We start from the raw sequence: 12,327 nt of genomic DNA on the forward strand, positions 1-12,327 counted from the left end.
TCACTCCACCGGCTGGGCCGTCTTCGACCGTCTCCCCCCGCTGACCCGGTCCGCTGATCACCGCTGGCGTCGGCGGATGGCCAGGGCCTTCGACGACCTCGCTGACGACCTGAACAAGGGCCGCTGGCCCGAACCCACCTGCACCGCCGAGGAAATGGCCCTCCACCTGGCCATCGAGGACGCCCCAACCTACCTTGAGGACCGGCTCGCGGACGATGAACACCACACCCTGCCCCGGCACGAGGACGACTACAGCTGGGATGCCTGCTCCGACCTCCTCTTCCAAGACCACGACGTATTGATGCTCTTCGACGCCTCCCTTGCCGGGATCGAGGCGCCCGGCAACCCGGCGAACCAGCGCCTGGGAGCGGGGGACCTGCGTGTGGACTCCTGGTTTGAGCCCTTCGACAACGGTGTGGCCCGCAATCCGCAACGAGGCTTTCGCCGATAGCAGACCCGCAGTTTTCTCCGGCCTCCAGCCCGTTTCCAGCCCCGCGCAGCCGGCCGCACCGGCCCTGTCGCGGTGGCATGCCGCCACCGGTGGCCGCGCGCATGCATCGCTTCCGTGGGGCATCCGCTGGCGTCGTCGCTGTCCCAGTCGATGGTGCGCCGGTATTCGGGGTGGTTTTTGTCCATCTGGATGGCGGCGTGGATGGGCAGGGGGTGGCGGGTGCGGTGTTCCCAGGCCAGGGCGTGGTTGCACAGCCTCGCGGCGGTCAGGGCGTAGGGGAGGGCTTTCGCGTTGTCGGGGTGGTGGATGACAGCGATCTCGGTCGCGGTGAGGTTGAACCAGGTCTCGGCCTGCTGCTCCTTGTCGTCGCACGCCCAGCGCCCCTGCGTGCGGCCTGACTTGGCCGAGGGGGTCTTGCCGTCCATCTGGTGCGGGCGGCGGCTCATGAGGAACGTGGTGGCGGTGCCGTCGAGTTGGAACAGTGCGTTGCTGGTCTTGTCGCCGTCGCTGACGTTGCCGTCCTCGTCGATTTCGTGGAAGAGCGCGGGCAGCGGGATGCTCGGGTCGGCGCTGGAGGTGGTGCGGATGACCGCTTGCGGCCGGTGCTCGGGAGCGAGGGTGGCGCCGGGCAGTGCCGGCCTGCCGTTGGCCAGACCGTCGTTGTCGGGGAGCAGGTCGGCGTTCTTGTTCGCCAGCAGCGGCCAGACGGGCCGGGTGGAGTCTCCTGAGACGTAGAGGACGTAGCCGCACTCGAGGTGCCGGCTCAGCTCGTACAGGGCGTGGTCGATGCGGCGGGGCAGGGTGACGTCGCCGCGGCTGCCGTCGGGGATGGGGTGGCTGCGCGACAGCGCCTGGGCGCGGGCGTAGTTGAACCAGCCGCCGCTGCCGCCTCGATGGGCGGGCAGGTAGGCCAGCGCCTTCCAGTGCCCGCCGACCGGCACGAACGCGGTGAGGATCCACATGAGCTTGGGTTCCTCGGTGCGGTTGACGTGCCTGTCGCCGAGCTGGGCGCGCATGTGCAGGCCGAGGTGGGCGACGCGGTCCTTGAGGCCGCCTCCGGTGGAGATCGCGCGGGTCAGGCGGGGGTGGACCAGGCCGGCGGAGCGCAGCATGTCGCCGATGGCGTGGTGGCCGGGGAAGTCCGCGGCCAGCTCCATGCCGAGGGCCTCCAGCGGGGATGCGGCCTCGCGCTCCTTCTTCTTCGAGCGCCGCTTTCTGGTTTCGGGGGTGAGGAACTGGGCGAGTACGCCGTGGCGGGCCAGATGCCGGGAGACCTCCGGCTTGGCATCCAGTGCGTAGGGGTCGACGGCGCCTTCCTCCTCGCGGCGCGCGGCGCGTCGCCGGCGGCCCCACTCCTTGGCGTCGTACTCGGTCTCGACCAGGGCCACGACCCCGGTGTCCTCGGCTGCGAGACCGGGCAGGGCGTCGGTGAGCTCACCGCGACGGTCATGGTGCTCGCTGTGGCACAGCAGCTGAGGGGCCCGGTGCAGCAGCACCTCGGTGTGGCAGCCGAGTTGAACGATCTCGTCGTCAGGCATGCCGTCTGCGAGGTCGGGCCGACCGAAGTGGTAGGCCAGCAGACGCTGCATGCGGGTGCGCATCTCCTGGTGCTGGTACAGGGCCAGGACGCGCAGCTTCGAGCAGCCCGCGGCGGCCATGATGTCCTTGAGATCGGTGTCGTCGAGCAGCGTGGCGTCACGGCCGTACTCGGTCTTGCGGGGAGCCACCGAGAGGACCTTGGCGACCTTGGTGCCGCTGACGAGGTCCTGGCCGGTGACGGCGGACAAGTGCTCGGCGAGGGCGGTGACGGTGTGCAGGCCGACGCCCTTACCGAGAGGGAACGATTTCGAGAAGGGGATGAGCGCACGGAAGTCGCCGGGTTCGCCGGACAGATCCATGGCGCTGACGGGCAGGAACTCGGTGTCCTTGGGGCCGCGGGGGAATACCGGCTCGTCCATCAGCCGCACCCACGCGTCGAGAGCCAGACGGCTGGTGTGCTCGAGGTGGGTGTACTTGCCTTTGCCGCCCAGGTTCAGGCAGAGCAGCGGGCGGCTGGGGGAACGAGGCGCCCACCACGCGGTGCGAGCGCTGTTGATCTGATTGCTCAGCCGGGAAACCCGAGGCGTCATGACCACCAGCGGTACAGGAAGCGAGTGCAGCGACTTCATCGCTACCTCCACCCGCAGCGCGGCGTAGTGCCGCCGGATCTTCCACTCCTCCGGCTCCTGGGCCTCCTCGGCATCCCTCTCGAGGCTGTCGTTCTTCTTGTCCTTGGCGGGGCGGGCGTCGAGCCAGTTGTTCGACCACAGGTGCTCGGCGTCCCAGACCATGACGTTGTTCTCGGTGTCCGGGCGCAGCGCGATGATGCGGCCGTCGACCGCCAGGCCGGTCCCGGCCACCACCGAGGCAAGGTTCCAGCCGGCCGCGTCCCACACCCAGCCGTCCGCGTCCACGGCGTGCGGGCCGAGGCGTACGTGGTCCCACACCGCCACCTCTTCGGGCTCCACCGAGGCGAACAGATCGGCGAGGTCACTGTTGTACGCCAGAGAGATCTCGTCTGCCGGCGTCTGCAGCAGGGCTTGCTCCCACAAGGCCACCGCGGCCCGCAGATGCGCCGGTGACAGCCTCTGGGACAGGGCGAGGAACTGGGGCGGCTTGCTCTTGCTGGTCGGGTTGAGTGTTGCGCTGGTGGCACCGCTGGCTCGCAGCACCATCAGCAGTCCGGCATAGGGCAGGTTGGCCTCCGACCCGGTCTTGCCGCGGTAGACGGCACGCAGCCTCTTCCACTCATGCTCGATCTTGTCCGGGAAGCGGTACAGCCACACGGTGCCCATCAGCGCGCTGGTCAACGGCGCGGCCAGCATGGACATGCGGGTGTCATTCGACGGCATTACTGGGGTCCTTGAGCATCCGGGGTCGGGGCGGGGATGAGAGTGACGGGGTTGGGCAGCAGGTCCTCGCTGTGGGCGAGGTCGAGCCAGGCGGTGAGGGTGGAGCCGTAGACGCGGCGCAGGATCTCCTGCTCGTCCGCATCCAGCTGGCCGTAGTAGGAGCGCAGCAGCCGGGGGAAGTCGCAGCCCAACTGCTGGTTGAAGAAGGCGTGGTCGACCAGGTAGAGCTCGACGGGGGTGCCACCGCGACGTGCGCGCCCGGCCAGCTGGATGAGTTCGACGAGGATGCCCGCCAGGATCTCGGTCTTGAGGAACTTCGGCATGCGGGAGAACCGCGGGTCGGTGCGCAGCAGCAACTCCCGCTGGCGGACGGCGGCGGTGCGCTGGGAGGCGAGCATGCCGGCGGGATCGGCGCTGACGGTGCCGGAGGCGATGCCGCAGGCGTTGATGCTCGCGTACATGACGGCCGGCTCGTGCAGGTGCGTGAGGGGGCGCACACCCACCCACACGGAGGCGAGCGCCGAGCGGTCGGTGCGGGGGATGAGGATGTTCAAGCCGCGGGAGACCACCGACAGCGGCGCGCAGACCACCTTCACCCGTGGGTGGGTGGCGGGCAGGTCCTCGAGTTCGTCGATGGTCACCCGCACCACGCCCTCGGGCAGATTCACGGCCTTCCCGGAGGGGGTCTGGTTGCTGCTGACGAGGACCGCGACCCATTCGGGGCGGCCGCACGCGGCCGCGATCCCGGCGGCCATCACCGCCGCGTGGAAGTAGGAGTTCCCGGCCAGCAGTGCCAGCTCCCGCAGCGGGTCGTTGCGGGCGATCTTCTCCAGGTGTGACGACATCTGGGTGTGCCACAGCCGTTCGGCCAGCTTGCGCAGCTCGGAGGGTTTGCGTTTTTCCTCCACGCCGCCGATCGAGATGGGCTGCCAGCCCAAATCGGTGGACGACACGCTCCCGGCGTGGGCGGTGACCGCGCCGGGAGCGGCGTCGGTCATCACATAGGCGGGCAGGGTGTGCACGTGCTGCAGGGCGGCCATGGGGAAGAACGCGGTGGCGGACAGGCCCAGGACGCTGCGCCGTACTCCGGCGGTGGCCAGCGCGACGGTGTCGCCGAGGCGGACGGTGGAGGTGTGCGGGTCGCCGCCCAGGGACTGCAGCGAGAGGCGGCCGGTGCCGCTGGCGTTCTTGTCGAGCTTGAATCCGTACAGGTTCTGTCCGAGCGGCCCGTAGGGGATCGGCTCGTCGCGGGGGAGCAGCCCCATGGTGGAGACCAGGTCGGTGGCCGCGTTCAGCTGCCCGAGCAGCGGCAGGATCGACCACTTCAGTGTGTGGAGCTCGTTGTGGAGCGCACCGAGCCAGGCCCGCACGAGGAGATCGTTGACCACAGCGGCGCGTTTGGAGGCGGGCACGTTGAACGGCGCGTCGGCCAGGATGCGGGCGATGGAGTCCTTGAAGACCGCAAGCTTTCTGCTGCGGCGGGTGCCTTTGACCTTGCCGGCCAGGGCCTGGCGGATCTGATCGGCGAGCGGCTGCCAGCCCGCCAGCAGCTCGGCACCGGACCGCTCGCCCGGGAAGAGGGCCAGGTAGGCCTGGTGCACCGCTTCGGTGATCTCAGCGTCCGCAGAGGCGCCGGTCAGGACACGGCACAGCTCGGCATCCTTCTTGCCCACCATGTACCAGCCGGAGCCCGGGCGATTGTGGCGCTCTTGCTCGGAGTCCAGGTAGAGGTGCCCGGTAAGGACGTTGTCCAAAAAGGTTTCGCTGAGCCGGCGCGCCTCCATCAACGGGCCGGTCACCAGCAGGTTCTCCAGCGCCGACAGGCCGCCTCGGTGCCGGTCGACCTCTTCCAGCCGCCCTGCGTGGCCCCGGCCGCGGCTGATGAGGGTGAACTCCTGCGCGCCCTGCGTGCACCAGGTCGACTGGAAGGCGTCGACCTCGTCGATGATGACGACGCGGCAGCGCCGCAGCACGAACTCCAGCACGCTCATGTCATGGACGATCCGCTCGCCGTCCACCTCGACGGGCACCTTGCAGCGTCCACGGATCAGGTTGTGGTGGTTGGTGACGATGATGTCGGCATCGGCGGCCTGCCGGATGTGCTCGAAGCGCCGACAGACGCCCATGCGCGGGCACAGGTGCTTGCCGGCGTGCTCCGGCTCGACGGGACCATCGACCCACTCCAACTGGGCGCAGGGAAGCCTGGTGCGGTCCAGCCGTGGGCCGTCCACCTGCCAGCCGGTCATCTCGCAGCCGCCGGCGAACTGCTCGAAGCGGTCCTCGCGGCCCTGGGAGAATGCGAGCGCTGCCTGGCCGTCGTGGCGTGAGGACGCCACCCACGACACCACCCGCAGCGGCTTGCCGGCCCGCTCGGCAGCGTCCCGTACAGCGGCGGCCGTCTCCTCGACCAGCCCATGGTCTGCGGCCAACTGCTCGGCGGTCCCCAGGCCTTCACGGATGCGGCCCACCACGATGAGGACCGGGCCCTGACCGCTGGCGGCCAGCAGGTGCGCCGCATCCCGCATCAGCACGCTCTTGCCCACTCCGGTGGGCGCATTCAGTAGCGTCATCGGCCCCGCGGGCAGCCGCAACTCTGCCGCCGTGCGTCCGTACGCGTCGGTGAGCCGGTCGAAGAACCCCTGAAGCAGACCGGGTTTCCACCCGAACTTCTCCGGCAGGGCAGTTGCCTGGCCCACCACGCGGTCCATCACCGCTTCCCGCGGCAGCCTCACCTCCTCAAGGAACGGCTCGGTGCGCAACCGGACCGGGGCCACGAAGGCGTCCTTCTCGCTGGCAGGAATCTCCACCGTGTACAGACGGTCCCGCCCGAAGGTCCACAGGCCCTCGCCGGCCGTCGGCAGTGCCCTCTGGAGCATGGCCCGGTACTCCTCGGCCTCCTGGACGAGATGCTCGGCCAGGACGAGGGGCTCTTGCGCGTGGCAGGCCACCAACCAGTGGGTCTCGTCTGCGTTCGATTCCCCCGGAATCCGGAACAGCGCAGTGGGAGCCACCGCGTATTCCAGGGCCGCCTCGCGGAAGGTGTCCGGCTGGGCCAGGTCCCCCTCCTGCTTGAGCGCCTGCCACAGCCGGCCCACCAGCTCGTACTCGGCGCGCGGCAGCGACAGCCACCGTCCCCATGCATCGGTGCGCCGGGCGGCGAACATCTGCGCGAAGTCCAGCGGCACACCGCGACGGCCATCGACGGTCCCGAATGCGAAGTACTGCTCGGACAGGGCGAGATACGCCGCAATGGCGCAACGCTGCAACGCCTCACGGACATCGCCGCTCTTCACGACTCACCCCGGCACCAGCGAAGAACCTTGGCGACGAAGTCCTTGTCGGTCGTCACTTCAAGGTCCGGCCGCCCGGCAAGGCGCGCCTGCAGCAGCGGAAGGTCGGACCGCTGCCGGTGGGGGACCACGATCGTCAGCGGCACCGCTGCGCCCAGCACGGGACGCTCCAGCAGGGCGTCGGCCAGGGCCCCGAAGGACCGCCAGGCCTTCGCATCCACCCGCCACTGCCTGGCCACCAGCGGCTCGGCGGCCGTGATGCGCAGGTCGTAGCGGTCACCGCCGGGGTACATGAGGACGTCGAGACCGGCGATCCCCGTCAGCGCATCCCGGATCGCGAATTCCATGCGCCCCGGCAGGGTCATATACCGCCACACCGTCCGGGAGACGGCCAAGTAGTCGCCGGCGGTGGGGAAGCCCTCCACGCGACGGGCTGAGCCACCGCCGCCCTCCAGGACCGGAGGGCCACTGCCGCCCCGCACCTGGCGGTAGGTGTACTGCACCCCCTCCAGCAGATGGGCGTCGCACGCCACGGCGAAGACCCCCTGCCCGGCGGGCTGCGCGCGCATCGGCCAGGCACAGGCAGGACACGGGAAGCACCAGCCCGCCGCGTTGCACCACGGCCAGGACGAGACCGGCTCGAAGAACCCGAACCGCCCCCACAGCCCGTCCCACTTCTCCCAGAGCACGCCCTGCTCCGCCACCGGATCACTCGCCAGCAGCTCGCGCACCTTCGCGTAATCGTCCGGCGGAAGGCGCCGGATCTCCGCGTACAGCTGCTGCTCCTCCTGCTCGGCACGCAAGCGCGCCCAGGGCCAGTACTCCATCAACGCCTGCTGAGGCACGAGGTGTTCGCGGCCCAGGTCCTCCACTGCGTCACACAGCAGACCATCCTGGTCCAGCAGCTTCACCTCGCCGAGCGGGTCACCGTCCTCGCAGCAGGCGGGCAGGAGAGGCGCGAGCCCGTGGCGCAAGCCGCGCCGCAGCGCGCGCATATCCACGGCGGCGGCTGCGCCGGCGCCGTGTGCCGAGCGCAGAACTCCCAGACAGTCGATGAGGCGAGCTGCTCGCTGGCCCGGATCGCCTGTGCGGTCCGCTTCCGCGACGGCGGCAGCGCAGCACGCGGTCAGCGCCAGGTCACGGCGCCATCGGAGGGTGTTCCGTTCTACGAGACCCATAACGGTTAAATAAGCGAAAAAAAGAATAAACCTCGCATACAGTGCCGATGGTGATCGCCAAGACCGCCCCATCGGCCCAGCAGGACGCCCCCTCACGCGAGACCACCGAGCACTGGCTATGGGCCGCCGCCCCGGACACCTCCCTGACCGAAGACGACCACCCCTGGAGCGGCAAGTGGCTCTGGTTCACCCCGCTCAGCCTCCTTGACCGCTCCTGGGCCACGATCCGCACCGCAACCGAAGACGGCCTTCTCGGCTACTGCAGTAAGGCGGCTACGCTCCTCAACACCCGCACAAAGAGCGACGACACCCGCCGCCCCATCTGCGTCTATACCCGAGACTGGCGCAACATCGACGACGTCCAACGCGTCCTGACCAACCTGCGGGCCCTCGGCATCGTCGACGTCCTGCTCTACAAGACCGACAGCGACACCCGCAAAGGCCGCTACGGCACCGGCGCCAGCACCTTCGTAGCGCCCGCCACCAAGATGAAACTGGTCATCCCCAAACGCACCCGTGAAGCGCTCGAGCACCAGCACGCTGCGCGAGCCCAGGCCCGCAGGACTGCCGCGGCGCGCAGAAAGGTTCCAGTGCCGAAGCGCACCTGAGCAGGCGGCCTGTGCTCCCGTGTTGAGAGAACAGGCGTCGCGCCAGGGGCCGGCCACACAGCGGGCGAAACCTCCGACATCACCGGCATCAGCGCTGCCGTTTCCCTGCTGCGCAGGGCGGGCGGTCGCTACGCACAGCTCAAGGGACGAGGACGCCGGCGGGCAGGGACAGGTCGAGCCGGGGCAGGTGTCCGGCATGCGCGCGCAGATGCCGGGCTTCGGCGACCATGACGGGAGCGAACATGCCGTCCTCGGGCCGGTGGGGTGTCAGACGGTGGTGGGCGCGGGCGGCGGCCAGCAGCGGGCGTGCCCAGGCAGGGATGGCGTGCAGAGGGCAGTACCGGTGGCCGACTCCGTGGAGCTTGATGGCGGAGATGTCGCTGGTGCTGTCGAGGTCGCGGGTGAAGCGCAGGCTGCCCAGGCCGGCCCGGGTGAAGGCCAGCACGCTCAGTGCTCCGGCGATGAGCGGGTGTGCGAGAGCGGCCAGAGCGGCGGCCTCCGCGGACGCGATCTCGATGGCAGGGGCGGCCTGGACCAGCTGCGCCGTTGCCATCGCGCCGGTGCAAGGGGGAGCCGGCCGCCCGGGCCTCAGCGACGCCGACCGAGTCTCCTGCGGCTGCCGGGCGGGTGACTGCCCCGCAGCCACCGCGGCTGGCCCCGCCATCGGTGCAGCGGGAGGGAAGGACGGGCGCGCGGGTATCGGTCCCGGCTCGGCGAGCAGGGCCTCGAACTGGTCCCGGCCGCTGATACGGCGCTCCACGCGGGCCAGCGCCGGCGGCAGTGCGCGCGGGGCCTTCTGCCACAGCAGGGTCAGTTGAGCCCCCGTCAACTCTCGCCAGGCGAGCAGTTGGTCGATGCGCCGGATGGTCAGCAGATGAGCCCTGGGGACCACAACGTGCCGCACCCCGGTCGCGACACCCCAGGCAGCCGCGGCGAGCCAGGCCGCGTTCACCGAGTCCAGCCACACATCGGGGGAGTTGGGCCCGGGGGCCAGCCGCTTGCCCAGCGCATACAGCATGTCGTGCGCCAGCGCGGCCGGGCTGGCGCTGGCCGGCGTCGGCTGCACGGTGATGCGGCCTTCCCCGGGCCGGTGGGCCTGCAGCGCCGCCCGGGTGTAGAACAGGTCGTCCCGCTCGTCCACCACGATCGTCACCTCGCCGTAGACCACGGCCACCGCCTCCCTTCCGGCCGTGCACCGCACAGACCGGCTCCGGATGCGGAGACGCAAGGGCCGGTCTGTCTGTGCGGAGTGCGAGATTGTCGGCGACGGCCCGGACTCGCCGGGGCCGCCGCGGATGTGCGGCCGTTGCTACATGCCGCCCAGCTTGCTGTACACCCAGTTGACGAGATCCTGCTTGACCTCGGTCAGGCCCTTCTTCTTCATGCCGTTGAGCATGTGTTTGGTGATGGTGGCCCAGTTGCGGAAGTTGCCGTGGGCCGCAGCCCGGTCGATGTTGCGGATCATCTGCGGGTCCACCCCGGCCCACAGGGAGTGGAACGCAGGCAGCGTGCCGACGACTTCGGCCTCGGGCATGCGCGTGAACTTCTGCCAGATGAAGATCCGTGACGCCAGCATCGGTTCCCGCTTGAGGACCTTGTAGCAGCCATCGCCGCCGGCGAAGATCACCGCGATGTCGGTGTTGCGGTCGTCCCACAGGTGGCGCCAGTACTCGAACGAACTGCGGCCCATCCACTGGGCCTCGTCGCACACCAGCACGCGGAACGTCTGCGACAGCGTCTCCTTCAGGAGGGTGTCGAATTCGATCGGCCGGGTCGGCGGTTCCCCGGGCAGCCCCAGGGCGTTGAACAGTCCGTGGCGGATGTCGCGGGGGGTCGGTCCCGAGCGCAGCTCCAGGCGGTAGGTGTTGTCGGGGGCGATCTTGCGCAGTGCCGAGTTCACCGACATCGTCTTGCCATATCCGGCTGCTCCGTAGGCGACCATCATGGCCTTGGCGTCGATCGTCGCCTGGACGTCGTCCAGGGTCGTCATGAGCGTGTCGGTGGCCACCAGGTGCGCATCGAGGCGGTGGAAGTGGTCGTCGTCCTCTGCGGGCAGCCTGCCGTAGTCCATGTCGCCGCTCACGCGTTCTCCTCAGAGGGGTCGTTTCCCGGCTCGGCCGCGGCCGGGGGGACCGGGCGTGCCCAGCCGTCCGGGACGGGCTGGTGCGGGATGTAGCCGGGATCGGCCCGCCGCAGGTCCGCGGCGTCCGATTCGGCAAGTTCCGCCTCGGCCTCCGCCTCGGTCAGCGCACCCAGACGCTCGGGCGGGGCGGCGCTGGTGACGGCCTCGAAGCGCTCACGGCGCAGCCGGGCGGCGGCCTTCATGTCCGCGCGAAGCCGCCGCGCCTTGGCGGTGCGGGCTTTGCGGACCTTGCTGACCTGCTCTTCACTGGCCGCCTCGGCCAGGACGGCGCTGCCCAGGTGTACGCCGTCCAGGCCGAAGACCTCGATGGTCAGGTCGTGGTGGGGCAGGTGGCGCACCGCGACGCGGACGCCGGCCTGGCCGACCATCCAGGGGGCGATGTAGTGGCGGTTGCGCCACCGCACGCCCTGCGTGGTGATGGTGCGGGTGCGTCCGTCGTCCTCGAGCCCGAAATGGGCCAGCTGCTCGGCGGCAACGTCGTGCAGGGGAGTGGGGTCGCACGACCACGCCTGCATCGGGGTGCGGCCGCCCAGCGCCCTGGGCTGGTGCTCGGTGTTCCACCAGTGCACCCACTTCAGCAGCAGTTCCACGAACGCCTCGAAGGAGAGCGCGGGCTCGTCCGGATCCGCGGTGCGCCCGCCGGTGAGCGTCTGCCGGTGCACGTAGCGCGGCATGGAGACGAACAGCATGTCCTCGACCGCGCCGTTGAGCGCCTCGATGGTGCCCTTCAGGTGCGGGCTGTAGGCCGGGAGGTCGACGACGGGCACGGCGAAGGCGCCCAGGGCCGAGGCGACGGTGGCACACAGGAACTCCTTGCCGCGATCCACCCTGATCAAGCCCGGCAGGCCGCCGGCAGGGCCGAAGGGCTCGGCACGGTCCAGGGCCATCCGCAGGGCCGCCAGCACCGCATCCGCGCTGGGAGCGTGGGGGGTCACGGCCACTCCCGTGATGACTTTGGTGTGGCAGTCGATGAACCACGTCACCCATGGCTGCACGAGCTGGTCCTCGAGCAGCACGCGCACGGGCACACACTTGTGGTCGCCCTCCCAGGCGGCGTTGCGGTGCGCGGGCGGGCGCTGCCCGAACACATCGAAGGCCCGCCGGGCGGCCTCCCCCTTGGCAAGCCCGGCCCGCTCCCCGGGCGTCAGATCCCGGCGCAGCGCCCGGTGGATCGTCGACAGCGACGGGGCCGCAGGCAGCCGGGGATCGGCCAGGGCCCGCTGCTTGAGTTCACGGTGCACGGCGGAGGCGTTGCCTCCCCACACCACCAGCAACCGCCGCAGTTCAGGGGTGACGCTGAACCGTGTCCGGGACGCCGCATCGACGTGGCCGGTGGCGCGCGCCTTGGCGACCCATCGCCACACCGCCCGCTCCGAGCGGCCCACGGCCGTGGCGACCAGCTTCACGTGCGCGCTGGTCAGCTCGCCGCTCTGGTCCAGCGACAGCAACCGTGGCAGCGCGGCCAGCCGCCCTGTGCGGGCGGTGAACACCGCTTTGCCGGCACCCTGCGCGCCGGCAGAAGAGTCACTCATGCGGTCTGCTCCTTACATGGGTACTAATCGTGGAAAGGACCGGAAGTGCCGTGCTGGTGGCGGGTGTTGGCGGTGAAAGGCGGACGGCACTGGCATTCCCGGCCGTTTGTCAGGGCCGTGATGCGGCGTCATGCCCGGGGGAGGGCGGGTACGGCGGAGCCGTCAGCCCGCACCGGCTGCGAGCGTCGGCGACTTCGCTGGGAGGGGGCGTGCTTCTCGAAGGCCCGGCTGCTC

At 70.2% G+C, this 12,327-nt stretch carries 7 protein-coding genes; 1 reads left to right on the forward strand and 6 read right to left on the reverse strand.

Translation table 11 applies throughout. The annotated features are described in order from the left end of the window. Positions 1 to 249: 249 nt before the first annotated feature. From ACK1X7_RS48115 to ACK1X7_RS48125, 3 genes are read right to left on the reverse strand one after another with little or no spacing between them, the layout of a single operon-like run. Positions 250 to 3,342 (reverse strand): RNaseH domain-containing protein, encoded by a 3,093-nt coding sequence (locus tag ACK1X7_RS48115; protein WP_413116818.1) that lies wholly within the window; start codon positions 3,340 to 3,342, stop codon positions 250 to 252. Next, positions 3,342 to 6,635 carry a hypothetical protein gene (locus ACK1X7_RS48120; RefSeq protein WP_413116819.1) on the reverse strand — a complete coding sequence of 1,098 codons (3,294 nt, stop codon included), beginning with the start codon at positions 6,633 to 6,635 and terminating at the stop codon, positions 3,342 to 3,344. Before ACK1X7_RS48120 ends, ACK1X7_RS48115 begins: the two co-directional genes overlap by 1 nt. Then, a complete protein-coding gene (locus ACK1X7_RS48125) occupies positions 6,632 to 7,810 on the reverse strand; it encodes a hypothetical protein (RefSeq protein ID WP_413116820.1) in 1,179 nt (392 codons plus the stop codon). Before ACK1X7_RS48125 ends, ACK1X7_RS48120 begins: the two co-directional genes overlap by 4 nt. A 47-nt stretch (positions 7,811 to 7,857) precedes the next feature. Between ACK1X7_RS48125 and ACK1X7_RS48130 the strand changes: the two genes are divergently transcribed. Then, a complete protein-coding gene (locus ACK1X7_RS48130; protein WP_185014965.1) occupies positions 7,858 to 8,418 on the forward strand; it encodes a putative phosphothreonine lyase domain-containg protein in 561 nt (186 codons plus the stop codon). Between the two features lie 139 nt (positions 8,419 to 8,557). Here the strand turns inward: ACK1X7_RS48130 and ACK1X7_RS48135 are convergent, their stop codons facing one another. The 3 genes from ACK1X7_RS48135 to ACK1X7_RS48145 all read right to left on the reverse strand — a co-directional run bounded on the left by ACK1X7_RS48135 (position 8,558) and on the right by ACK1X7_RS48145 (position 12,093). Beyond that, on the reverse strand, positions 8,558 to 9,592 hold the full coding sequence (locus ACK1X7_RS48135) for a hypothetical protein (protein ID WP_185014964.1): 1,035 nt from the start codon (positions 9,590 to 9,592) through the stop codon (positions 8,558 to 8,560). Positions 9,593 to 9,727: 135 nt separating this feature from the next. Next, positions 9,728 to 10,501: an ATP-binding protein gene (locus ACK1X7_RS48140; RefSeq protein WP_185014963.1), complete on the reverse strand. Its 774-nt coding sequence runs from the start codon at positions 10,499 to 10,501 to the stop codon at positions 9,728 to 9,730. Beyond that, positions 10,498 to 12,093: a Mu transposase C-terminal domain-containing protein gene (locus ACK1X7_RS48145; protein WP_413116821.1), complete on the reverse strand. Its 1,596-nt coding sequence runs from the start codon at positions 12,091 to 12,093 to the stop codon at positions 10,498 to 10,500. Before ACK1X7_RS48145 ends, ACK1X7_RS48140 begins: the two co-directional genes overlap by 4 nt. Between the last annotated feature and the right edge of the window lie 234 nt (positions 12,094 to 12,327).

Source organism: Streptomyces sp. CY-1 (genome assembly GCF_047218265.1).
In the GTDB taxonomy this organism is placed as follows: domain Bacteria; phylum Actinomycetota; class Actinomycetes; order Streptomycetales; family Streptomycetaceae; genus Streptomyces; species Streptomyces niphimycinicus.